30 protein-coding genes are annotated in these 24,446 nt (G+C 38.6%); 2 read left to right on the top strand and 28 right to left on the bottom strand.

The annotated features are described in order from the left end of the window. Positions 1-168 precede the first annotated feature (168 nt). From atpG to DM800_RS09015, 15 genes are all read right to left on the bottom strand, one after another. Positions 169-1,029 carry a F0F1 ATP synthase subunit gamma gene (atpG, locus tag DM800_RS09085; RefSeq protein ID WP_000157696.1) on the bottom strand — a complete coding sequence of 287 codons (861 nt, stop codon included), beginning with the start codon at positions 1,027-1,029 and terminating at the stop codon, positions 169-171. 290 nt (positions 1,030-1,319) lie between these two features. After that, a complete protein-coding gene (gene atpA, locus DM800_RS09080) occupies positions 1,320-2,828 on the bottom strand; it encodes a F0F1 ATP synthase subunit alpha (RefSeq protein ID WP_000027511.1) in 1,509 nt (502 codons plus the stop codon). An 11-nt stretch (positions 2,829-2,839) separates the two neighbouring features. Continuing rightward, entirely contained in the window at positions 2,840-3,382 is a 543-nt protein-coding gene (gene atpH, locus DM800_RS09075; RefSeq protein WP_000064683.1) for a F0F1 ATP synthase subunit delta, read from the bottom strand. Then, positions 3,379-3,885: a F0F1 ATP synthase subunit B gene (gene atpF, locus DM800_RS09070; protein WP_001142625.1), complete on the bottom strand. Its 507-nt coding sequence runs from the start codon at positions 3,883-3,885 to the stop codon at positions 3,379-3,381. Before atpF ends, atpH begins: the two co-directional genes overlap by 4 nt. A 129-nt stretch (positions 3,886-4,014) precedes the next feature. Beyond that, complete coding sequence (gene atpE, locus DM800_RS09065; protein WP_000052064.1) at positions 4,015-4,233, bottom strand: F0F1 ATP synthase subunit C; 219 nt, start codon at positions 4,231-4,233, stop codon at positions 4,015-4,017. A 56-nt stretch (positions 4,234-4,289) separates the two neighbouring features. Continuing rightward, a complete protein-coding gene (gene atpB / locus DM800_RS09060) occupies positions 4,290-5,009 on the bottom strand; it encodes a F0F1 ATP synthase subunit A (protein ID WP_000399874.1) in 720 nt (239 codons plus the stop codon). A gap of 7 nt (positions 5,010-5,016) precedes the next feature. Beyond that, complete coding sequence (locus DM800_RS09055; protein ID WP_000567600.1) at positions 5,017-5,409, bottom strand: ATP synthase subunit I; 393 nt, start codon at positions 5,407-5,409, stop codon at positions 5,017-5,019. Then, positions 5,409-5,633, bottom strand: coding sequence for an AtpZ/AtpI family protein (locus tag DM800_RS09050; RefSeq protein WP_001171220.1), 225 nt, complete (start codon positions 5,631-5,633; stop codon positions 5,409-5,411). Before DM800_RS09050 ends, DM800_RS09055 begins: the two co-directional genes overlap by 1 nt. Before the next feature lie 26 nt (positions 5,634-5,659). Next, positions 5,660-5,773, bottom strand: coding sequence for a DUF4024 domain-containing protein (locus DM800_RS09045; protein ID WP_048542683.1), 114 nt, complete (start codon positions 5,771-5,773; stop codon positions 5,660-5,662). Positions 5,774-6,145: 372 nt separating this feature from the next. Further along, positions 6,146-6,775 carry a uracil phosphoribosyltransferase gene (gene upp, locus DM800_RS09040; protein WP_000517539.1) on the bottom strand — a complete coding sequence of 210 codons (630 nt, stop codon included), beginning with the start codon at positions 6,773-6,775 and terminating at the stop codon, positions 6,146-6,148. Between the two features lie 271 nt (positions 6,776-7,046). Continuing rightward, a complete protein-coding gene (gene glyA / locus DM800_RS09035) occupies positions 7,047-8,288 on the bottom strand; it encodes a serine hydroxymethyltransferase (RefSeq protein ID WP_000349796.1) in 1,242 nt (413 codons plus the stop codon). Positions 8,289-8,541: 253 nt separating this feature from the next. After that, positions 8,542-9,159 carry a TIGR01440 family protein gene (locus tag DM800_RS09030; protein ID WP_095205689.1) on the bottom strand — a complete coding sequence of 206 codons (618 nt, stop codon included), beginning with the start codon at positions 9,157-9,159 and terminating at the stop codon, positions 8,542-8,544. 21 nt (positions 9,160-9,180) lie between these two features. Then, entirely contained in the window at positions 9,181-9,624 is a 444-nt protein-coding gene (rpiB, locus tag DM800_RS09025; RefSeq protein ID WP_000869917.1) for a ribose 5-phosphate isomerase B, read from the bottom strand. Positions 9,625-9,720: 96 nt separating this feature from the next. After that, positions 9,721-10,161 carry a low molecular weight protein arginine phosphatase gene (locus DM800_RS09020; protein WP_048542685.1) on the bottom strand — a complete coding sequence of 147 codons (441 nt, stop codon included), beginning with the start codon at positions 10,159-10,161 and terminating at the stop codon, positions 9,721-9,723. A gap of 247 nt (positions 10,162-10,408) precedes the next feature. After that, positions 10,409-10,906 (bottom strand): PTS sugar transporter subunit IIA, encoded by a 498-nt coding sequence (locus DM800_RS09015; protein WP_087985978.1) that lies wholly within the window; start codon positions 10,904-10,906, stop codon positions 10,409-10,411. Between the two features lie 387 nt (positions 10,907-11,293). Between DM800_RS09015 and DM800_RS09010 the strand changes: the two genes are divergently transcribed. Together DM800_RS09010 and DM800_RS09005 are read left to right on the top strand one after the other, a co-directional pair. Beyond that, positions 11,294-11,680, top strand: a complete 387-nt coding sequence (locus tag DM800_RS09010; RefSeq protein ID WP_087985979.1) for a DoxX family protein — start codon at positions 11,294-11,296, stop codon at positions 11,678-11,680. Positions 11,681-11,839: 159 nt separating this feature from the next. Then, entirely contained in the window at positions 11,840-12,451 is a 612-nt protein-coding gene (locus DM800_RS09005) for a flavin reductase family protein (RefSeq protein WP_073517195.1), read from the top strand. Between the two features lie 390 nt (positions 12,452-12,841). Here the strand turns inward: DM800_RS09005 and DM800_RS08995 are convergent, their stop codons facing one another. From DM800_RS08995 to murA, 13 genes are all read right to left on the bottom strand, one after another. After that, the gene (locus DM800_RS08995) at positions 12,842-13,120 is read right to left on the bottom strand and encodes a DUF3935 domain-containing protein (protein ID WP_048542692.1); all 279 of its coding nucleotides are present in this window, start codon (positions 13,118-13,120) and stop codon (positions 12,842-12,844) included. 81 nt (positions 13,121-13,201) lie between these two features. After that, positions 13,202-13,333, bottom strand: coding sequence for a hypothetical protein (locus DM800_RS29585; RefSeq protein ID WP_001037624.1), 132 nt, complete (start codon positions 13,331-13,333; stop codon positions 13,202-13,204). Between the two features lie 19 nt (positions 13,334-13,352). Beyond that, entirely contained in the window at positions 13,353-13,901 is a 549-nt protein-coding gene (locus DM800_RS08990; RefSeq protein WP_048542694.1) for a manganese efflux pump MntP, read from the bottom strand. 74 nt (positions 13,902-13,975) lie between these two features. Then, positions 13,976-15,019, bottom strand: a complete 1,044-nt coding sequence (locus tag DM800_RS08985; protein ID WP_147786744.1) for an L-threonylcarbamoyladenylate synthase — start codon at positions 15,017-15,019, stop codon at positions 13,976-13,978. Between the two features lie 108 nt (positions 15,020-15,127). Beyond that, on the bottom strand, positions 15,128-15,586 hold the full coding sequence (locus DM800_RS08980; protein WP_147786743.1) for a GNAT family N-acetyltransferase: 459 nt from the start codon (positions 15,584-15,586) through the stop codon (positions 15,128-15,130). Between the two features lie 49 nt (positions 15,587-15,635). Further along, the gene (gene spoIIR / locus DM800_RS08975) at positions 15,636-16,499 is read right to left on the bottom strand and encodes a stage II sporulation protein R (RefSeq protein ID WP_137011807.1); all 864 of its coding nucleotides are present in this window, start codon (positions 16,497-16,499) and stop codon (positions 15,636-15,638) included. Positions 16,500-16,611: 112 nt separating this feature from the next. Further along, positions 16,612-17,463: a peptide chain release factor N(5)-glutamine methyltransferase gene (prmC, locus tag DM800_RS08970; RefSeq protein ID WP_147786742.1), complete on the bottom strand. Its 852-nt coding sequence runs from the start codon at positions 17,461-17,463 to the stop codon at positions 16,612-16,614. Next, the gene (gene prfA, locus DM800_RS08965; protein ID WP_002096180.1) at positions 17,463-18,530 is read right to left on the bottom strand and encodes a peptide chain release factor 1; all 1,068 of its coding nucleotides are present in this window, start codon (positions 18,528-18,530) and stop codon (positions 17,463-17,465) included. Before prfA ends, prmC begins: the two co-directional genes overlap by 1 nt. A gap of 313 nt (positions 18,531-18,843) precedes the next feature. After that, positions 18,844-19,428, bottom strand: coding sequence for a thymidine kinase (locus tag DM800_RS08960; protein WP_000281084.1), 585 nt, complete (start codon positions 19,426-19,428; stop codon positions 18,844-18,846). Positions 19,429-19,538: 110 nt separating this feature from the next. Further along, the gene (locus DM800_RS08955; RefSeq protein ID WP_000643447.1) at positions 19,539-19,784 is read right to left on the bottom strand and encodes a type B 50S ribosomal protein L31; all 246 of its coding nucleotides are present in this window, start codon (positions 19,782-19,784) and stop codon (positions 19,539-19,541) included. Between the two features lie 321 nt (positions 19,785-20,105). Next, entirely contained in the window at positions 20,106-21,377 is a 1,272-nt protein-coding gene (gene rho / locus DM800_RS08950) for a transcription termination factor Rho (RefSeq protein WP_001053898.1), read from the bottom strand. 394 nt (positions 21,378-21,771) lie between these two features. After that, positions 21,772-22,737, bottom strand: coding sequence for a class II fructose-bisphosphatase (glpX, locus tag DM800_RS08945; protein ID WP_000442336.1), 966 nt, complete (start codon positions 22,735-22,737; stop codon positions 21,772-21,774). A 116-nt stretch (positions 22,738-22,853) separates the two neighbouring features. Further along, positions 22,854-24,143, bottom strand: coding sequence for a UDP-N-acetylglucosamine 1-carboxyvinyltransferase (murA, locus tag DM800_RS08940; RefSeq protein WP_000413258.1), 1,290 nt, complete (start codon positions 24,141-24,143; stop codon positions 22,854-22,856). Positions 24,144-24,446: the final 303 nt, after the last annotated feature.

Below are 24,446 nucleotides of genomic sequence, written 5' to 3'. Positions count from 1 at the left end.
CTCCAATGCCCTCTTGTTCTGGACGAGCCGCTTCCACTTTTTACTGAATCTAGCTCCGGCGGTTAGAATGTTCGGTGGCTTCGCTTTTTCCTGCGAGGCACAAATCGCCTCTACGTCAAAAGCTCCATCCCCCTCTCATTCTGAACGAACCGCCTACGCTTTTTATTACTACTCTAACGCTGCTGCTCCACCAACGATTTCCGTAATTTCTTGCGTAATCGCTGCCTGACGCGCACGGTTGAATGAAAGTGTAAGTGAATCGATAACTTCCATTGCGTTGTCTGTAGCACTCTTCATTGCTGTCATACGCGCTGCGTGTTCACTTGCTTTACCGTCTAGTAATGCACCGTACACTAAGCTTTCTGCGTATTGTGGCAATAGTACTTTTAAAATTTCTTCTTCAGAAGGTTCGAATTCATAAGCTGTCGTCGGTTTGTCAGACGCCACATCAGTAAGCGGTAAAATTTTATTTTCCGTTACTTCTTGTGAAATTTTACTTACGTAATGGTTGTAGTAAATATACAGCTCATCATAAGCACCATCTGCAAACATCGCAATTGCTCGAGAAGCAAGATCTTTAATATCAGTAAATGATGGGTGGTCAGATAGTCCAACTACTTCATCAATGATGTTAAAGCCGCGACGTTTTAAATAATCACGTCCTAGTCGGCCAAGCACAATAATTGAATATTGGTTTGAATCCATATTATGACGTTCACGAATTACGTTACTTACTGTACGTAATACGTTACTGTTATAACCACCTGCTAGTCCGCGATCAGATGTAATAACGATGTATCCTGTACGCTTTACAGGACGCGCATTTAGCATCGGATGATTAATTCCTTTACTTCCTTGCGCAATGCTCGCTACTACTTCTTGAATCTTTTCCATATACGGAACGAAAGATTTAGCATTTTGCTCTGCACGGTTTAACTTAGATGCAGATACCATCTCCATCGCTTTCGTAATTTGACTCGTTTTCTTTGTCGAGTTAATCTTCGCTTTTATATCGCGTAAAGATGCCACAGGTTTTCACCACCTTTTTTCCGGAAGTTGGCACGATTAGTAAGAATTCTCTTCCTAATCTACGTTGCAAGATATTCTTGCTCATGATTGAAGGAAAAGAATAGGTGCACCTACTCTTTTCCTTTACATAACCGTCAGCAATCTCAAAACTTGAGATGCCTTATATATATACTATCTAGCTCCAGCGGCTTGAATGCTCGGTGGCTTCACTTCTTCCTATGAGGCAAAAACCGCCTCTTCGTCAGAAGCTCCATCCCCCTCACATTCAGAACGAGCCGCTTCCGCTTTTATTATTCAGAAGCTACGAATACTTTTTTAAATCCATTAATAGCTGCTGCAAATTTGTCGTCATCCGCAAGTTTCTTAGTTGTGCGGATTTCTTCTAATAAGTCAGTCGCATTAGAATCTAACCAAGCATGGAATTCTTCTTCGAAACGAGTGATATCTACTACTGGGATATCATCTAGGAATCCACGTGTTAAAGCGTAAAGAATGATAACTTGTTTCTCTACACGTAATGGTTTGTGTAATCCTTGTTTTAATACCTCAACAGTACGAGCACCACGGTTTAGTTTCGCTTGAGTTGCTTTATCAAGGTCAGAACCGAACTGAGCGAACGCTTCTAACTCACGGTAAGATGCAAGGTCAAGACGAAGTGTACCTGATACCTTACTCATTGCTTTAATCTGAGCAGATCCACCTACACGAGATACAGAAGTACCCGCATCGATTGCTGGACGTACGCCAGAGAAGAATAGGTCAGATTGTAAGAAGATTTGTCCATCCGTAATAGAAATTACGTTTGTTGGGATGTAAGCTGATACGTCCCCTGCTTGTGTTTCGATGAAAGGTAGTGCAGTTAAAGAACCGCCGCCTCTTGCATCACTTAATTTTGCTGCACGCTCTAATAAGCGAGAATGTAAGTAGAATACATCCCCTGGATATGCTTCACGACCTGGAGGACGACGTAATAGTAATGAAAGCTCACGGTAAGCCGCTGCTTGTTTTGATAAGTCATCATATACTACTAATACGTGTTTACCATTGTACATGAACTCTTCACCCATTGTTACACCAGCATAAGCAGCTAAGTATAATAATGGAGCTGGTTGAGAAGCTGATGCAGTTACAACGATTGTGTAATCTAATGCACCGTGCTTACGTAGTGTTTCTACTACGTTACGTACAGTTGATTCTTTTTGTCCGATAGCTACATAGATACAAATCATATCTTCATCTTTTTGGTTAATGATTGTATCAAGTGCAACTGCTGTTTTACCTGTTTGACGGTCACCAATGATTAACTCACGTTGACCACGGCCAATTGGTACAAGAGCATCGATCGCTTTAATACCTGTTTGAAGTGGCTCATGAACAGATTTACGATCCATTACACCTGGTGCTGGACTTTCGATTGGACGAGTGTTTGTTGTATTGATTGGGCCTAAACCATCAACTGGTTGACCTAATGGGTTTACAACACGACCGATTAGTTCTTTTCCTACTGGTACTTGCATGATGCGACCAGTACGACGAACTTCGTCACCTTCACGAATTTCTGTGTAAGGTCCTAAAATAATGATACCTACGTTGTTTTCCTCTAAGTTTTGTGCTAGTCCCATAACGCCGTTAGAGAACTCTACAAGTTCACCAGCCATAACGTTATCAAGACCATGAGCACGCGCAATACCGTCACCAACTTGGATAACTGTACCAACATCACTAACTTCGATTTCAGACTGATAGTTCTCGATTTGTTGCTTTATCAGTGCGCTAATTTCTTCAGCTCTGATGCTCATGTGCTTCACCCCTATCTATTCTTCATTAATTCACGCTGAATACGTGCTAATTTTCCTTGTAAGCTTCCGTCGTAAATGCGATTTCCAATACGTACTTTAATGCCGCCTAGTAAATCTTCATCTACAACATTTTTTACGCGAATTGCATCTTTTCCCGTTCTCTTTGCAAATGCTTCTGCAATGTTAAGCTTCTCTTCTTCTGATAGAAGACGAGTAGAATATACAGTTGCGTCGGCTACGTTACGTTCTTCATTAGCAAGAACAACATATTCATCTGCAATTTCAGGTAAGATATCAATGCGTTTGTTATCAATTAAAATATATAACGTATTTAAAATAGATTCAGAAACAGATCCGAATACGTTCGCAAGGAACGTTTTCTTCTGCTCTTTTGAAATGTTCGGTTGCGTTAAAAAGCTATGTAGTTCTCCGTTCTTTACATAAACGTTTTGTACAAGGCGTAATTCCTCTTCAAACATTTCTAATACGTGTTTTTCTTTTGCAATTTTAAAAAGAGCGACAGCATAACGTTTTGCTACAATCCCATTGCTCATCGCGCTTCTCCTACTTCTTTAATATAATCGCGAATTAACTTAACTTGATCTTCTTCTTTTAACTCTTTTTCAATTACTTTAGAAGCAATTTGAACAGATAAAGAAGCGACTTGTTCTTGTAAAGCAGCAATCGCTTGCTCTTTTTCGCGTTGAATTTCTTGTACAGCAGATGCTTTAATTGATTCTGCTTCTTCTTTCGCAGCAGCAACAATAACATCTTTTTGATCTACAGCTTGTTTTTTCGCTCTTTCGATTAACTCTTGTGCTTCAACACGCGATTGTTTTAACATTTCACGTTGTTCTTCTACTAATTTCTTCGCTTCAGCATTACTTCTTTCTGCAGCGTCGATTTCATTAGTAACATGCTCTTCACGTTCTTTCATAATTCCCATTAAAGGGCCCCACGCGAATTTGCGTAGCATTACTAATAGAAGTAAGAAAATGAACAATGTATAAGCAATCGTTCCAAATGGAATGGAAGCCCCTAATAATAAAGTTGGCACAAGGATTCACTCCCTTCAAAATATCTAAATTGATCATATGAAAAAAAAAGACATACGTTTCGTTCATAAAGCAATGGCGAAGAAAGTTCGGAAAAACACTCTTCGCCATCTATGTAAGGGGAGTCTCCCTTATTTGTTCATTACGATGAATGCAATAACTACACCGATGATTGGAAGTGCCTCAACTAAAGCAACCCCGATGAACATAATTGTTTGAAGCGCGCCTTTTAATTCTGGTTGACGAGCAACACCTTCGATTGTACGTGATACGATAAGACCGTTACCAATACCTGCACCTAATGCTGATAAACCAATTGCAATTGCAGCTGCGATTACACCTAAACTCATTTAATTTGTCCTCCTTTGTATTATAAAAAAATAAATTTTTTCTTACTTAAATTATATTAATGGTCATGGCTTACTTTATGAGCCATATAAACCATCGTTAACATAACGAAAATAAATGACTGGATTGATCCAACGAATACACTGAATCCCATCCATGCTAACATTGGTACAAGCGCACCTAATGCTCCAAGGAATGATGCCCCGCCTAACTTAGCAAGTAACCCTAATAAGATCTCACCTGCATAAATGTTACCGAATAAACGAAGACCTAACGTTAATGTGTTAGCAAACTCCTCAATAACCTTTAATGGGAATAAGAATTTCATAGGTTGGAAATAACCTTTTACGTATTCTTTCGTACCCTTCATCTTAATTCCATAATAATGGGTGAGGGTAACTACCATCACGGCTAATGTTAATGCAACTGCTGGATCAGACGTTGGTGATCTCCACCATGCAATATGTTCGCCAGCCTCAACTGTTGAATACATGAATGGTAAACCAAGGAAGTTCGATACGATGATAAACATGATAAGCGTAACGCCAAGCGTTAAGAAACGTCCACCTGTTTTCCAATCCATCGTACTATTGATAATCCCTTTCACGAAGTCAAACACCCATTCCATGAAGTTTTGCATCCCGGTTGGGCGAAGGGCTAAACTGCGAGTTCCGATAACAGCGATTAAGAAAACAATAACTGCTGCTACAGTAACCATCATAACTGATGACAAATCGAACGTTAAACCTAGAAATTCAACTAATTTACCGTGTTCCACTAGTAATTCACCTCTCTTCCCTGCTCTTATACTCTAAATAAAGAAAATCTATGATCATGACAAGGTATCCTGTCAGCAATCCTACACCTAGGCCCCACATCGCAATTAACTCTTGATATTTGGCTGCAAATAAAATTAATAATCCAATCGTGGCGAATCTCGAATATGTACTTACCGCTGTCGCCTTAAACTTCACGTTTTCTCCATTTGTTACGCGATCCAACAGCTTGTCTGTTCTACGTGCAATGATGCGCAAACTAAGAAAACTGAAAATCGTTCCGATAATCAGTCCAAGAAATACATCCTTGTAAGAGGTGAATCCCCATCCTAGCACTAGAAGCGCAAGCAAGTAGTACATATATTTCTTTTGTCTTTGGACAAGTCCATGTACGTCTATCATCATTGCTCTCCCGAATAGTAATGTCGAATGAGTCGAATCATTGCGTATATCCCTGTTCCTAATCCGAGTAATAACCCTATAATAAGAAACAACGGAAACGTTCCAACCTTACTATCAATCCACTGCCCACCAAAGATTCCAATAAGAATAGAACCGACTAACTGAGCAAGAATACCTGACATTAAAGCATAAGCTTTTATATGGCTGCGATCGTTTTTTTGCAAGGATTCATCCCTCCAATATGTAACCCTCATTCACGATGTGTTAATAATAACTCATTTTTTTGCATAAATCCTATACAAATTAAAAAGTTTACATTTTCGTCACGGAATAGATGTATTTTTGTCACTGAAAGCCCTACCATCTATCCCCGTTGTTAGCATACAATAGGGTATTAACAGTGTCAACGAGAAATCGTAAAAAATCAAAAAATTTGAGTATTAGTCATTTCCTCCCAAAAATGAAAACGTTCCCCTTCTAAATACTGGTTAGAGATATGCAATTTCTAGCAGTTTTCTCATTATAATAGAAGGAAATGTTCACAAGTTTGTCACTATTATATTTTTACGATATAACGCTTTCCTTCCATAATATAGTGCTCTTTAGACGTAAGACTTCTATATTATATGTGGTGTGTATTCAACTTATGTTGTATATACTATGTATATTTATCCCCCCTCCCCTACCTCATCATAGTACAAAAAAACGAGTGGGAAATCCCCTCTCGTCAGTTGTCTTACTTCGTTCCGAATAAACGGTCACCAGCATCACCAAGACCTGGTACTACATATCCGTGATCATTTAATTTCTCATCTAATGCTGCTACATAAATATCAACATCAGGATGTTCTTCTTGTACTACTTTTACTCCTTCTGGAGCTGCAACGATACACATTAATTTAATTTGTTTTGCACCGCGCTTTTTCAGAGAGTTAATTGCTTCAGCTGCAGAACCACCTGTTGCTAGCATCGGATCTAGTACGATAAAGTCACGTTCTTCTACATCCGTTGGAAGTTTCACATAGTATTCTACCGGTTGTAATGTTTTAGGGTCACGGTATAAACCAACGTGTCCTACTTTTGCTGCTGGAATTAATTTCAGAATTCCATCAACCATTCCTAAACCTGCACGTAAAATCGGAATTAAACCAAGCTTTTTACCAGCGATCACTTTTGTTGTCGCTTTGCTTACAGGTGTTTCAATTTCAATGTCTTTAAGTGGAAGATCGCGAGTAATTTCGAAAGCCATTAAACTTGCTACTTCGTCCACTAATTCACGAAAATCTTTCGTACCTGTATTCTTATCGCGAATATATGTAATCTTATGTTGAATTAACGGGTGATCAAATACATACAGTTTTCCCATGTGAATCTCTCCTTTAGATGATATTCATGCGTTTGCACGCTTTTTTACACTATTTACGATTGTAAAGAAAACGCTACTAATATTCAAGGGCAAATTTGGCAAAATCATGATTTTACGATGAATCTATCTAGTATCTTTACCAATTATGGGAGCTGTATCCTTCATTATATCGCCAAAATTTATTCATCATTTGTATACATACTTAAAGAACAATATATGTCCAAAAAAAAACTGCCAAAACAATTACGTCTCAGCAGTCTTCTTTAATCTATTATAGGTCTGTGTACATTGGGAATTTGCTCGTTAACGCTTCTACACGCTTACTTGCTTCTTCTAATGCAGCTTCATTTTCATGATTTTTTAATGTGTAAGCAATAAGTGACGCAATTTCATCCATTTCTTCTAAACCGAAACCACGAGATGTTACAGCTGCCGTACCGATACGTACACCGCTTGTTACAAATGGGCTTGCTGTTTCAAATGGAATTGTATTTTTGTTCACTGTAATACCAACTTCATCTAACACGTGCTCTGCTACTTTACCTGTGATTTCTAAGTTACGAACATCAATCAGGATTAAATGATTGTCTGTTCCACCAGAAACAAGTGTAAGTCCTTCTTTTTGAAGACCTTCAGCTAAGCGATTCGCATTATTAATGATATTTTGTGCATATGTTTTAAAATCATCTTGTAGTGTCTCACCAAATGCAACAGCTTTTGCAGCGATTACGTGCATAAGTGGACCACCTTGAATACCAGGGAAGATTGATTTATCAATTTGTTTTGCAAATTGCTCTTCACATAAAATCATACCACCACGTGGACCACGTAATGTTTTATGTGTTGTCGTTGTAACGAAATGCGCGTGTGGTACTGGGTTTGGATGTAAACCAGCAGCTACTAAACCAGCGATATGTGCCATATCAACCATAAAGTATGCACCCACTTCATCTGCAATCTCACGGAATCGTTTGAAATCGATAACACGAGGATATGCACTTGCACCTGCAACGATTAATTTTGGTTTATGTTCTTTCGCTTTTGCTAATACATCATCGTAATTAATACGGTGAGATTCAGCATCCACGCCATATTCTACGAAATTATATTGTACTCCACTGAAGTTAACAGGGCTTCCGTGTGTTAAGTGACCGCCATGAGATAAATTCATACCAAGTACTGTATCGCCTTGCTCTAAAATCGTAAAGTATACTGCCATGTTCGCTTGTGCACCAGAATGTGGTTGAACATTTACATGCTCTGCACCAAAAATTTCTTTCGCGCGGTCACGTGCGATATCTTCCACTACGTCTACGTGCTCACAGCCACCATAGTAACGTTTTCCAGGATATCCCTCAGCATACTTATTCGTTAAAACAGAACCTTGCGCCTCCATTACTGCTTCACTTACGAAGTTTTCCGAAGCAATTAACTCAATCTTTGAACGCTGTCTTCCTAGTTCTGCCTCAATTGCAGCAAATACCTTTTCATCTTGACGTTTTAAATGATCCACCAAAATCCCCCTTTTCTGAACGAATTACATCGATTCCCAATAGTTTTTTCTCATTTATTCAGAAAAAACGAAAATTCAGGTTGTAATTCTTTCGAACCTTCATGTTTTCAACTACATTCTAACATGACTTTCTATATCATAAAAGAAAAAAAAGACCGAAAATCGGTCTTTTCTTTCTTCTATTATAAAGTCAGACTACATACCTTTTATCTTTCGATATAAAGCTATTATGCGACTTTATAATTTTTCATGTCTAACGGCAAGTTATAGTCTCTTCCTTCGCCGCATAAACAGCACGTGCTCCACCAATTAGTTTTCCACGTGTCGTTGCCATCGTTACATGCGCACTTCCAATTTCCTTCACACCTGTACGAACCGGAACAGCTACATGCTTTAAATGCATACCAATAAATGTATCACCAATATCCATTCCTGCATCTGCTTTAATAAACTCAATTACTACCGGATCTTTCAAATTGTGATACGCATATGTTGCTAATGCACCACCTGCTGATCTAACAGGCGTAACTGTTACAATTTCAAATTGATATTTCATCGCCAACTCTCTCTCAACTACTAAAGCACGGTTTAAATGCTCGCAACATTGAAACGCCAACTCAATACCTGTTTGTTCTTGAAATTGTTTTAACTCAGAAAAAATCGCCTCTGCTACTTCCATCGTTCCTGATGTCCCAATTCTTTCTCCTAGCACTTCGCTCGTGCTACACCCCACTACAAAAATTTGTCCACTTTGTAATGAAGCTTGTTCTTGGAAATCAGCAAGCGAAATTTGTAACTGTTCTCTTACCTTTACGATTTCTGTCATTACGCCTCTTCCTTTCACAGGTTGGTTCACCAAATTATATTTCATACTACTTCTAGTTAGAATCTATTACTTTGTTTCGTATGTTTTAATTTTCCCTACGCGGTTTTCGTGACGACCACCTTCATAGTCAGTTGTTAACCAAATTTTTGCGATGTCACGTGCTAGACCTGCACCAATTACACGCTCGCCCATTGCTAACATGTTCGTATCATTATGCTCTCTCGTTGCTTTCGCACTGAAAGTATCATGAACTAATGCACAACGAATACCATTTACTTTGTTTGCTGCAATTGACATACCGATGCCTGTCCCACAAACTAAAATACCACGATCTACCTCGCCATTCGCTACCATTTCCGCTGCTGGAAACGCAAAATCAGGGTAATCAACAGAACCAGCTTCACATTCACAACCTAAATCAATATATTCAATATTTAACTCTTCTAATAAACTTACAAGTTCTTTACGGATATTCATACCGCCGTGATCAGATGCTACTACTACTTTCATTTTTACCCCTCCAAAGTTTCAATCAATTATCTTCATTTCTCACTCGTTACCTTAACGGAACGAAGTAATCTCCAATATCGTATTATACACGAAACATCAACCTTCTGAATGTTTTTTCAGTAAAGTTTGTACAAGTTTTTCCATCTCTTCTAACGTTTCTTTATAAATAGAAAGTGAACCGCCAAATGGATCTGAAATATCCTTACTTATCCCCTCAGTTACTCCATATAATGTATCCACTTTCTTTTCAACACTCGGATAATGCCCAAGTACAATTTGCTTATGGTTTTCCGTCATTGTTACTACAATATCTGCCCAATCAATCAAAGCTTCATTTATCTGTTGCGAAGCATGATCGATTGTAATTCCCTTTTCAGCTAAAGCTTCCTTTGCATATATCGACGCATCACTTCCAGGATAGGCGAAAACACCAGCAGATTGCACTTCAAACTTCCCTTCTCCATGATGACGAAGTAACGCCTCAGCCATCGGGCTACGGCATGTATTTCCAGTGCAAATAAATAACACTCGTTCCATCCAAACCCACCCCTTTTCTTCTTTTTCCTATCTTTCATCATAACGTACATAAGAATAGAACAAAAGAAATGTGAATATACGAAAGGCGCATTTCTCTTATATTTTTTCTAAGAAAAATGCGCCTTATCCACATATATGTGAAACCCTATTTCCAAGTGCCTAGAGTATTTTAACATACATAGCAAGCGTACTACAAAACAAAAGAAGGAATCCATTTCATATGAAACGGATTCCTCTTATACAATAATTATTTCATTGTAACTTTCATTACTTCTGTTGAACCTTTTGTAGCTGTTACGCCTACAGTTGTTTTAATAGACTCAGCTGCATCTGTGTTTGTAATAACGATTGGAGTAATTGTACTTTTCGCTTTTTCACGGATTAATTCTAAGTCGAATGAGATTAATTTATCTCCAGCTTTTACAGCTTGGCCTTCAGAAACGTGAGCTTCGAAACCTTCGCCTTCCATTTTTACAGTTTCTAATCCAACGTGGATTAAAATTTCTGTACCGTTTTTCGCTTTAATTCCTACAGCATGTTTTGTGTGGAATAATTGTACGATTTCACCATCAACTGGAGATACAACTAGACCTTCAGTAGGATCGATTGCAACACCTTCACCCATCATACGACCAGCGAATACTGGATCTGGTACTTCTTCAATATTTTTCACTGCTCCAGTTAATGGAGCTACGATTGTTTCTTCATTTGTTTTTGAACCAAAACCGAATAATTTTTTAAACATAGGATAGTCCTCCTCATAATTTACCTAAAAGTTTATAGGGCAATCCCTAGTAAAACTCGGGATACATGTAAGACTTCATACTTCGAATATTATACTGTAAAAACGCTTTCGAAATAAATTACGTCATTACTAATAGACTCTTATTGTAGCTCTTTGCAAAATTCCAGTCAATTCTGATTGTCTGAATAACAATAAGAAGTTAACTTCTACTTATATTTTCTCTTTTTTTACCCAACTTGTCTAGAGGTCTTTACTACATTTTGCTTTTTGTCGCTAATTTGTAAAATTATTTTCAAACTTTTTTCGAAATCCACTTGACTAAAGTAAGTAACTATTTTATCATTACTTACATAAGATAAGTTAATAACTTTTAGGAGGTTTTTTGAAATGATGGATATCGGTCTTCTTATTATTCGTCTTATTATAGGTATTACATTCATGGGTCATGGTGCTCAAAAACTATTTGGTTGGTTCGGCGGTTACGGTTTAAAAGGAACAGGCGGCTGGATGGAGTCAATCGGTTTACGTCCTGGTGTATTCATGGCATTTATGGCTGGCGCAACTGAATTATTAGGTGGCTTCTTATTCGCATCAGGTATTTTCACTGCAATTGGTTCATTATTTATCGTTGGAACAATGTTAATGGCAATCTTCACTGTTCACGGAAAAAATGGTTACTGGGTAACACAAAACGGATATGAATACAATTTAATGTTAATCGCTGTTGCTGTCGGAGTAGCTTTAATCGGACCTGGGGCATACGTTTTATTATAATTTTTATCTTGAATTCGAGATTATTTAGACGGAACTTACTTCAATCACAATGAAGTAAGTTCTTTTTATGTAATAAAAATATTATTTTCAGCAGGAGTTTTCCACTAACATCTTGTAAACAAACAATAAGTCGTCATATTTAGAAAGGGGATTTTACGCATGTTATCCATTAATCCAAATGAACAAACGGAAAAAGAGAATTACAAATTATTAACGGGAAGTATCATTCCACGCCCTGTCGCATTCGTTACTTCTGTAACAAAAGACGGCGTATTAAACGGAGCACCGTATAGCTATTTCAATATTGTCGCTGCTAATCCACCACTTATCTCAGTTTCTGTACAACGAAAAGCAGGAACACCGAAAGATACTTCTCGAAACGCAATCGAAAAGGGTGAGTTTGTCGTACATATTTCTGATGAATCTTACGTAGAAGCAATTAACGAAACAGCGGCTAACCTCCCGCCAAATGAAAGCGAAATTGAACTAGCAAAACTAACACCAATTGAAAGTGATGTTATCTCCGTTCCAGGTGTAAAAGAAGCAAATATTCGAATGGAGTGCGTACTAGAACGCGCAATCCCTCTTGGCGGAACAGAAGACTCACCAGCTTGCGATCTACTAATCGGACGCGTCGTTCGTTTCCACGTCGCAGAACACCTATACGAAAACGGCCGCATTCATGCAGAAGGACTAAAACCAGTAAGCCGTCTAGCAGGACACAACTACGCAAAACTAGGAGAACAATTTGAATTGGTAAGGCCTATCTAAAAGTGGAAGTGGCCCGCTTAGCTCTGACCGGCTAAGGTTCTCTCGCACAAAAGGTGCTTTTTACCTTTCGTGCGGGAGGTTCTTAGATGCGAAGAGCTGGCCGCTGGAGCTGGATATATTTAAAAGTGGAAGCGACTCGTTCAGCTCTGACCAGCTAAGGTTCTCTCGCACAAAAGGTGCTTTTTACCTTTCGTGCGGGAGGTTCTTAGATGCGAAGAGCTAGTCGCTGGAACCGGATATATCTAAAAGCGGAGGCGGCTCGTTCAGAATCGCAGGGCATTGGAGCTCTCGACCTTGAAGCGCTTTTTGCTTCGAGCGAGAGAGCGAATGTAACTCAATTACTTCCATCACTCAAACATAAAATCCCCTGCTATTTAGCAAGGGATTTTATCATTGTAATTCTTCCTTTTTTTCCTCTAAAGTAGATACTTTCTCTTTTTTCGGTTTCCCAAGCTTAATTACTAAGAAATATAGGGAAAGCAATGTAATAAGAAAAACGATTATAAACGGATACGGAGAATAAAAGGCACGCGCTGCCTCCGTTTTTCCCGCAACAAACTTCAATGACTCAATATCTAAAAACTCAGCAAACATTTGTACACCGAGCATACTAAACCAAAAAACAAAAAAACTAATAATAATACCAAAAACTTGCTTCAATCTCGTCATTCATCTCATCCTTTCTATATCTATAATTTTTTAGCGCAATCAGTATAGTATAAATAAAACTATGCACAGAAAGGAGCTATCTTACCATTCGCGAATTAACTTCATCCAACCTAAAATTGAAATTTGCAAAATAATACCCCAAATAACAAGCCGTCTTAACCACCTAGGGAAAAAAGTTAAAAATCGAATATACCATTCCAATAATTTATTCATAACTCTCTCCTATTTAAAATTATATAGGAAAAAGGAGATATAATCCAAATCCAACGAGAATGATACCACCTACTATCTCGCCATATGTGCCGAGCATATCTTTTGCATGTCTACCAATTAATAAACCAATCCACGCTAATAACATACTAACAAATCCAAAAAGTAATATCGTAATAATTGTCTGCGCCCCGTAAATACCAAGACTAAGGCCTACTGAAAAACTATCTATACTAACGCCAAATGCAAATACGAATAAACTAATTCCAATAGGGGCCGTTCTAGTCTCTTCATTCTCCAAAATAGATGAATACACAATATAGAATCCTAGTCCAATTAATAAAATAGCACCTGCAAAATGTGCAATGTCTCCATACTGTTCTGATAAAAAACGACCTAATACCATCCCTATAAATGGCATGATAATATGAAATATCCCTATAGTCATACCGATATACAGGATTTGTCTTAACTTTAAGGTCATCATCCCCATACCAAGACTCACCGAGAACGCATCCATCCCTAAAGCGAATGCCATAATTATTAAAGGTATTAGCTGTTCAAACGTCATTCATGTCCCTCCTCGGACGTGCTACTTCAAAATATGCTTATCCGAGGAGAAATATTCGGTTTGCTAATCGTACCTTACGATTCAGTAATAACCTGATGGCCTGCCGCTTTCGTTAAGCGATTCATAATGGCATTCCCTATTCCTTCATTCGGGAATGATTCACTAAAAATAACATCCACTTCACTTGCATCAAACGTTCTAAGTACATCATATAATTTAGTCGCAACGCTAGCTAAATCGCTTCGAACACCACAAGATAATACAACATCCGCGCTATATACATGCTGATATTCTTCCGTCGTTAATACACCTACTTTAAATCCTTCTTCCTTTTTCTTATCCACAATAAGCTGAATAAATTCACGTGAGCCCTCAACAATACTAAGCGGCGCTTTCGGTGCATAATGTGTATATTTCATTCCAGGTGATTTCGGTTTTTCCTTCTCGTCCTTTAAAGCCGGATCTAAAGAAACAGTACCGATTACCGCTTCTAATTGTTCTTTCGTAATCCCACCTGGGCGTAATATCGTTGGAACCTCGCTCGTACAATCAATTACAGTCGATTCAACACCTACTCCCGTCGCACCACCATCTACAATACCTGCAATTTTCTCATTTAAATCTTCATATACGTGAGAAGCTAGTGTCGGACTTGGGCGCCCAGAGCGATTCGCACTCGGTGCTGCAACAGGCACATTTGCCTCTTCAATAAGAGCAAGCGCTACTGGATGATCAGGCATTCTTACTCCAACCGTATTAAGTCCTGCCGTCACCTTCTCTGAAATCCCTTCTGTTCTAGGTAAAATAATTGTTAACGGGCCTGGCCAAAAATGCTCCATTAACTTCTCTGCAACTGGCGGGATTTCTTTCACAATCCCATCTAACTGTGATTTTGTACCGATGTGGACAATAAGTGGATTATCACTCGGTCTTCCTTTCGCTTCAAAAATTTTCGCGATTGCTTCATCATTCATCGCGTTTGCACCTAGTCCATATACCGTTTCTGTAGGGAAGGCAATCGCCTCATTTTCCCTTAATAATTTTGCTGCTTCTTGTAACTGTGGATAATATTTTTTTCTTTCCACAACATTATCCACAACCCACATATTTGTATGCATTTTTTCCCACGTCCTTTTCTACCCTGAAATACTTGTCTATTTTTAGTTTACTATGAGATTTATCCAAAAGACACACAAGGTTTATCCACAAAATGTGGATAAACCTAATTAATCCGTGGATAACTTTGTGAATAGCTGACAATTTAGTATTATTGCATTTGGCTCTTTTATATTTTTACAAAAGTGTTCTAACTGTCGAATTCCCTCTGGTACGTTTTCTTTCTCTATAGTAACAAAGTCAAAAAACTGAAAGATTGTTATAGATTGTGGATGATTTGTTAGTAAGTACAATTGTCGAATATTTTTTTCGTTCATATACTGCAAAAACATTTCAAAAAAATATAAGAAAGTCTGTTTATCCACATTAGGTGTGAATAAACAAGAACGAATCAGTGCGTGTTCTTCACTTTGTTCATATCCGATGACAGCCCGTATTTCTTCCGCCTCTTCCAAAATCATAAATTGCGCGTACAACTCATTTATTTTATCATCTTTTTTATTAGCTTGTCCGAAAAAAGAATGCAATTTTTCCACATCTGCTTTCGTAGCAAAATATACTTTCTTCATAGTAAATCCCTCCTCTTTGTTATATATGAGAAGGGACCTACTAATAGTACTATTTAGAGAATAAAGATGTAAAAGCTTCTACAATAAATAACTTAACTTCTGGCTTTTCTTCTTCCTCCTCTACTTTTACATACTCATTTTGTTTTTCTTGCTTTTGTTCCACAGGTTTCTCCACTTTTTCCACAGTTTTTGTTTCTTCTTTACTTACAGGTTGTTCTTCTACTTTCGTTTCATTTTTTACTATTTTCTTTTCAGAAGCTGTTACTTTTTTTGCGACTTCCTGCTTTACAACCTTCTTTTCATTCACCTTATCCTCTTTCTTCTCTGGTACATCCACTACTTCCTCATCTTGCTCCTTAACTTCCCCCTCTTCAGGAGATTCAGCCTTCACAACATGTTCTTCCTTCCTTACAGCTGTACCACTTGAAAAATCTAAGAAACACATCGGTGGAAATAATACACACCACCAGTTTGCCCCTTCACCTTCCCCAATTGTAATCAATACCGCCTCATATTCCCCTGCTGGATAAATAAAATTACCATATACCTTTGTAGGGAACTTTACATTCTTACTAAATTTCACTTGAAATGAATCTTTACTTCCTTCTTTTTTCAACGTATTTGCCACTGTTTTTTCGATTTCTGGAATATGACTTTGAATGACTTTACGTGCCTCTTCAAATGAAGTTAAATCTGCTACCCATCCATCAATTTGTGCTTTTACTTCATCACGCACTTTGCGCTTTAAAGCCTGATCTTTATCTGAATCACTATTTGCTAAAATCCGTAATCGAACGGCCTCTTTCGGAATAACTGAAGGCCCTTTCGCATCAGCTTTCATATATCCAAACTGCACAAGCAACTGTGCACCAATTAATAATAGAAGAAGATAAGCAATAACTTGTTTTTTCATTTCCTCCACCGTCCCTTCTACAAACAGTGTGGACAGACTTTCATCTTTCTAAACTATTAAATTCAAAATCTATATAAATTTTCCCACAAAAAAATAGAGTAAGGTGTGAACCTTACTCCATCTCTGCAAATACCATACGATCTTTTCCATTAATATCAAAAACAACCTCAACATGAGCATGTGGAAAAGCTTGTTGTAACAACCCTTTTACATCCTCACCTTGCCCTACTCCAATTTCAAATGCCACAATTGCTTTCTTCTGCAACACATTCGGCAACTCTTCCATAAAACGGCGATAGAAATCTAATCCGTCTTCACCGCCAACAAGTGCTCTCTTTGGCTCATGCTCTTTCACCACAGGAGAAAGGCCACGCCAATCCTCTTCCGGTATATATGGAGGGTTTGAAACAACAACATCTAACTTTTGACCTGTTTTATAAAATGGTGACAATAAATCACCATGATAGAACGTTACTTCTGCGCCTAAAGTTTTTGCATTTTCTTTTGCAACTTCAATCGACTCTTGTGCAATATCTACTGTATACACATGAAGATTTTTATTTTCTAAAGCAAGCGTAATAGAAATCGCTCCACTACCTGTACCAATGTCCGCCATATGTAGTTTCTCATCGCCAAAATGACGCTCGATTCTTTCTAACACTCCCACTATAAGCTCTTCTGTTTCCGGTCTGGGTATTAATACTTCTTCATTCACAAAGAACGACCGTCCATAAAACGTTTCATAACCAATCATATATTGAATAGGAATACCTTCTACATGCTTGTGAATAAACTCCGTAAAACTCGTTTCTTGTTCCACAGTTATTTCTTCACGCATATTCATGAGCATTCCGGTTCTGTTCGTCTTTAATACATGACAAAGGACAAGTTCTCCCGCATTTTCATCTCGTCCATTTTCCTGTAAAAAAGAAGAAGCCCATTTCAGGGCTTCATAGACACGCATTACTCAGCTGCCTCCATCTTTTGAGCCTGATCTTCCATCACTAAGGCATTGATGAAATCATCTAACTTACCTTGTAAGATTTGATCTAGCTTTTGAATCGTTAAACCGATTCGATGGTCTGTAACGCGGTTTTGCGGGAAATTATACGTACGAATACGCTCTGAACGATCACCCGTACCAACAGCTTGTTTACGGTTTTGATCATACTCAGCTTGCGCTTCTTGTCTAAACTTATCATAAACACGTGCGCGTAATACTTTCATCGCTTTTTCTTTATTCTTGATTTGTGATTTCTCATCCTGACACGATACAACTACACCAGTCGGTAAATGCGTTAAACGTACCGCTGACATCGTTGTATTAACACTTTGTCCACCAGGACCACTAGAAGCAAACGTATCAACACGAACATCTTTTTCATGAATACTAATTTCCACTTCTTCTGCCTCTGGTAATACAGCTACAGTTGCTGTAGATGTATGAATACGTCCACCAGATTCCGTTTCAGGAACACGTTGTACACGGTGAGCACCATTCTCGAATTTCAGCTTCGCGAACGCACCTTTACCGTTAATCATAAAGATAATCTCTTTATATCCACCTAACTCTGTATAGCTCGCTTCGATAATTTCAGTTTTCCAACCTTGTACCTCAGCATAACGGCTATACATACGATATAAATCACCAGCAAATAAAGCGGCCTCGTCACCACCAGCAGCACCACGAACCTCAACGATAACGTTTTTATCATCATTAGGGTCTTTTGGAACAAGTAAAATTTTCAGACGCTCTGACAATTCTTTATCTTGCCCTTCTAATTCAGAAACCTCTTCTTTTACCATGTCACGCATATCAGCGTCTAACTTATCTTCTAACATTGCTTTTGCATCTCTTAATTGCTCACGAACATCTTTATACTCACGGTACACCTCTACCGTTTCCTGCATATCAGATTGTTCCTTTGAATACTCACGAAGCTTATTCGTATCGCTAATAACCTCTGGATCACTTAACAATTCATTTAACTTCTCATAACGATCTTCTACAGCCTGCAAACGATCTAACACACCATTCACCTCTACATCCTAGTATCTAATACAAATAGTATATGGTACTTAATCAAAAAAACGCAAATTATATTTAAAAGCGTAAGCGGCTTGCTCAGAATCGCAGGACATTGGAACTCTCGACCTTGAAGCGCTCTTTGCTTCGAGCGAGAGAGTGAAATGGCCGGAGATTCTAGCCGCTGGAGCTAGATAATATTTAAAAGCGCAAGCGGCTTGCTCAGCTCTGACTGCTAAAGTTCTTAGCTGTACGAAGAGCTGGCCACCAATCTTCATCTATTTTCGAAAAAAACCCGCTCTACATAGCGAGTTTCATTTATCTTTGTTTTGTAGGTACTGCATGACAATGACGACAACGTGGTTCATACGATTCTGAAGCCCCAACTAAAATAATTGGATCATCAAATGCCGCTGGTTCTCCATCGATTAAACGTTGCGTACGACTTGCAGGAGATCCGCATGCAGAACACACTGCCTGCAACTTAGTTACATGTTCAGCAATCGCCATCAGCTGAGGAACTTGTCCAAATGGTAGACCACGGAAATCTTGGTCTAATCCAGCTACAATGACACGATAGCCACGATTTGCCAATACTTGCACCACTTCCACAATGTCCCCATCAAAAAATTGTACCTCATCGATTGCAATAACATCCATTTCTTCTGCTACATGGTTAAATATATCTTTTGAAGCTGAAACAGGAACTGCTTTAACCTTTAATCCATTATGTGATACAACATCTTCTTCACTATAACGATTATCAATACATGGTTTAAATACAATCGCATGTTGTTTCGCAAATTGCGTACGTCGTATACGGCGGATGAGCTCTTCTGATTTTCCAGAAAACATACTCCCGCAAATCACTTCAATCCAACCATTTTGATTCATTAAGTACATTGAGCTCTCCTTTCATCTACTTTCCTAATCCAAAGTAGGGTAAAGGTTTAATATTTTTGCAAAAAAAACAGACAAGCGAATACATACACTTGCCTGTTTTATGTTCTTTATTACTTGATACCGTATTTCTTATTGAAGCGGTCAACACGTCCGTCTGCAGTAGCAAACTTCTGACGTCCAGTGTAGAATGGGTGAGAATCAGAACTGATCTCAATTTTTAGTAATGGATAAGTGTTACCATCTTCCCACTCAACAGTTTCGCTAGAGCCTTTAGTAGACCCGCTTAAGAATTTGAAGCCTGTGTTCGTGTCCATAAATACAACTTTATTGTAATTTGGATGGATTCCTGCTTTCATTCTTTTCATCTCCTTCCGCCCTGAATCATTTTCGAAACAGAGTTTTTCATCTTCAGCTGCTTGCACAACTATATTGATGAAACACATATGATGAAATTATAACAAGGCTAACTCCATTTTGCAACTACCTGTTTTTGTCTTTTTAAAATTTAAAAGCGCAACCGGCTCGTTCAGAATCCGGGACACTTCAAACTCTCGACCCAAATATAATTTTTATCTCAAAAAATAAAATTTTTCCCATATATTACTCTCTCTAATATTCCCTTAAAAAACATAAAAAACTCGCTTACCACAAAATAAGCGAGTCCCAATCTTTTCCCTTTACTTAGTTGTTACATATCTTTTTGAGTCTGCAACAATGTTTTGTAAAAATTCTTCATTTGTCTTTGTTTGACGAAGTTTACGTAAGAAACCTTCGACAAAGTCTGGTGTATCACGCATTGTTTTACGAATACCCCATAGCTTGTCTAAATGTTCTTTCGGAATTAATAGATCTTCTTTACGTGTACCAGAACGGCGAATATCAATTGCCGGGAAGATACGACGCTCAGCTAATGAACGATCTAAGTGAAGTTCCATATTTCCAGTTCCTTTAAATTCTTCGTAAATTACATCGTCCATACGAGATCCTGTATCAACAAGCGCTGTTGCTAAAATCGTTAAGCTACCGCCTTCTTCAATATTACGTGCAGCTCCAAAGAAACGCTTCGGTCTATGGAAGGCAGCTGGGTCGATACCACCCGATAATGTTCTACCACTTGGCGGAATAACAAGGTTGTAAGCTCGCGCTAAACGGGTAATACTATCCATTAAAATGATAACATCTTTTTTGTGCTCTACAAGACGCATTGCACGTTCTAACACAAGTTCCGCTACTTTAATATGATTTTCTGGCACTTCATCAAAAGTAGAACTTACAACATCTCCTTTAACAGAACGTTCAATGTCTGTTACTTCCTCTGGACGCTCATCAATTAAAAGTACAATTAATTCAGCTTCCGGGTGATTTGTTGTAACACTGTGTGCGATTTCTTTTAATAGACTTGTTTTACCAGCCTTTGGAGGCGCGACAATTAAACCACGTTGTCCAAATCCAACTGGTGCGATTAAATCCATGATGCGTGTCGGTAACTTTTTCGGTTCCGTTTCCAATTTCATTTGGCGATCTGGGTATAATGGTGTTAATGCAGGGAAATGCACACGCTCTTTTGCTGACTCTGGATCATCTCCGTTTACAGCTTCAACTTGTAATAATCCAAAATAGCGTTCATTTTCTTTCGGAGGTCGTACTTTACCAGAAACCTTGTCTCCATTACGTAAATCGAAACGACGAATTTGCGAAGCTGAGATATAAATATCTTCTGAGCTTGGAGAATAGTTGATAGGACGTAGGAATCCAAATCCTTCTGATTGAATAATTTCTAATACGCCTTCCATGAAGAAGAAACCTTCTTTTTCTGCTCGAGCTTTTAGGATAGCGAAGATTAACTCTTTTTTCGTTAATTTGCTATAATACGAAATCTTAAATTCTTTCGCAAGCTCGTATAACTCTTTTAATTTCATGTTTTCTAATGCTGCAATTGACAAATTCATTCAGACACCACACTTTAACGTTATTCTCTTTTCACATGGGTAAAGGGAAAAAATACGGAAGGCAAATAATTAATAATGAAAGGCAATAAGTTCAAGTAGGGTAATATTCACTATTGTAACCCTTTTATCTAGTTTTAATCAATACGTTGAAACACAAATACAAGAAGCGAAGACAAGAAAATTTGTCTTCGCTTTTATTTAACCTAGTTCCAGTAGCTAGTATGGTCAGGAGCTACAATGCCCTGCGATTCTGAACGAGCTGCTTACGCCTTTTACTCAATCCAGTTCCAGCGGCTAGAATCTCCGGTCATTTCACTCTCTCGCTCGAAGCAAAAAGCGCTTCAAGGTCGAGAGTTCCAATGCCCTGCGATTCTGAACGAGCCGCTTGCACTTTTTATTTAATAACCAAGTTTGGTTTTTTATTCAAGCTATGACGTCCGTCTACGAAGCGTACTGTGCCTGATTTTGCACGCATAACAAGGGATTGTGTTGTTCCTACGCTACCTTTAAATTGAACGCCGCGTAATAGTTCTCCGTCTGTTACGCCTGTTGCCGCAAAGATTGCATCGTCACCTTTTACTAAGTCTTCCATGCGAAGGATACGATTTATATCTTCAATACCCATTTTTTTACAACGAGCTAATTCAGCTTCATTTTGAGGCAGAAGCTTTCCGTGGATTTCTCCACCTAAACATTTTAATGCAACTGCTGCTAATACACCCTCAGGTGCTCCACCAGAGCCGAATAAAATATCTACACCTGTGCGATCAAATGCAGTGTTAATTGCTCCAGCCACATCGCCATCGTTAATTAATTTAATACGAGCACCAGCTTTACGAATTTCTTCGATAATCGCTTGATGACGTGGACGGTTTAAAACTGTCGCTACAACATCTTCAATATCTTTATTTTTCGCTTTCGCAACCGCACGTAAGTTATCGATAATAGGCGCATCAATATCGACCGCCCCAACCGCTTCTGGGCCAACCGCGATTTTATCCATGTACATGTCAGGAGCATGTAACAAATTACCATGATCTGCAATTGCAATAACAGCAAGAGCATTCCATCCACCAGCTGCTACGATGTTTGTCCCTTCTAAAGGATCAACCGCAACGTCTACACGTGGTCCATATCCTGTACCTAATTTCTCTCCGATATACAGCATTGGTGCTTCGTCCATCTCGCCTTCACCAATTACAACTGTACCTTTCATCGGGATTGTATCAAATACATCACGCATAGCTGATGTTGCTGCACCGTCTGCCTCATCCTTTTTCCCGCGCCCCATCCAACGCGCTGATGATAATGCTGCAGCCTCTGTTACACGTACTAACTCCATAGATAAACTTCTTTCCACGATAATCCCTCTCCTTTAAGTCTTTATATTTCTGCCGTATTTTGTGAACCGTGTTTCTCTACAAAGTATACTTCCGCAAGTAGTGATGCTTCGCTTCCCCCTTGCGGAAGTATCACTTATGCGTTCTTCATCTCTTCAATTTCTTGGCTTGTCATTTGTTCTCGCCAAATATTTGCGCCAAGACCTTTAAGCTTGTCTACTATATTTTCATAACCTCGATCAATATGCTCAAGTCCGGTTACTTCTGTAATTCCATCCGCCATTAACCCTGCAATAACAAGAGCCGCTCCAGCTCGCAAATCACTTGCTTTCACTTTTGCACCTTGCAATAAAACAGGACCAGTTACAATTGCCGAACGACCTTCCACTTTAATTTGTGCATTCATACGACGTAATTCATCAATGTGTTTAAAGCGTGCGCCGTAAATCGTATCCGTTACAACACCCGTTCCGTGCGCCTTTGTTAAAAGCGTTGTAAATGGTTGTTGTAAATCTGTTGGGAATCCTGGATATACAAGCGTTTTTATATCAACTACTTTTAACCTTCTATTACCGTTCACTGTAATTTGGTCATCGTTCGTTTCAACTTGGACACCAGCTTCTCTTAACTTCGCTGTAACTGACTCTAAATGCTGAGGAATCACATTATCAACCGTTATTTCTCCTCCTGATGCAGCTCCTAAAATCATATACGTACCCGCTTCAATACGATCCGGAATGATCGTATGGTGACAACCGTGCAGTGAATCCACACCATCAATTCGGATTACATCTGTGCCCGCACCTTTAATGCGTGCACCCATGCTTGTTAACAATGTAGCTACATCAATAATCTCTGGTTCTTTCGCTGCGTTTTCAATAACAGTTCTACCTTTCGCTCGCACAGCTGCTAGCATAATATTAATTGTAGCTCCTACACTAACAACATCTAAATAAATACGTGCCCCGCGCAATTCATCTGCTCTTAAATAAATCGCACCCTGTTCATTCGTAACATGTGCACCTAACGCTTCAAATCCTTTAATATGCTGATCAATAGGCCTCGGTCCTAAATGACATCCACCTGGAAGCCCAATAACAGCTTTTTTAAAACGGCCAAGCATCGCACCCATTAAATAATAAGAAGCACGCAATTTTTTCACTTTTCCATTCGGTAAAGGCATTGCAACCATGTTAGAAGGATCGACTATCATCTCTTCCTCCTGTCCATAAGCTACTCTTCCTCCAATCTCCTCTAGCAAGTCTCCTAACATTTTCACGTCCGAAATATTAGGGACACCACCAATAGTTACTGGAGTATCTGCTAAAATTGTCGCTGGAATTAGTGCAACGGCGCTGTTCTTTGCACCACTCACTCGAATTGTTCCATTTAAAGCTCTTCCGCCTTCAATTAGCAATTTTTCCATATTGAGCTCCCTTCTTGTGAATGTATTTACTTTCTATATCCTTATAGAAAGCTCCCCTTAAGAATCTCAATCACTCTTTCCACCCTAACACTCAATAAATAGGAAACCATTATCTTCATTTCTCCCGTAGTACGAATAGATAAAGATTAACTATTCATCGAATTTACATTATCAATTTAGATACATTATCACATTTATTAATAGGACTATGCACATTATTTTCTATTTCAAAAACAAAATGATAAAAATCTTTCGACTTGTTCACGCTTTCATTATACAACGAAAGGAAACCGTCTAAAAGAC

The organism is Bacillus sp. AY18-3 (assembly GCF_008042305.1).
GTDB lineage: Bacteria > Bacillota > Bacilli > Bacillales > Bacillaceae_G > Bacillus_A > Bacillus_A wiedmannii.
The sequence above is the reverse complement of the archived record's forward strand: the minus strand, read 5'-3'. Positions and strand labels throughout refer to the sequence as shown.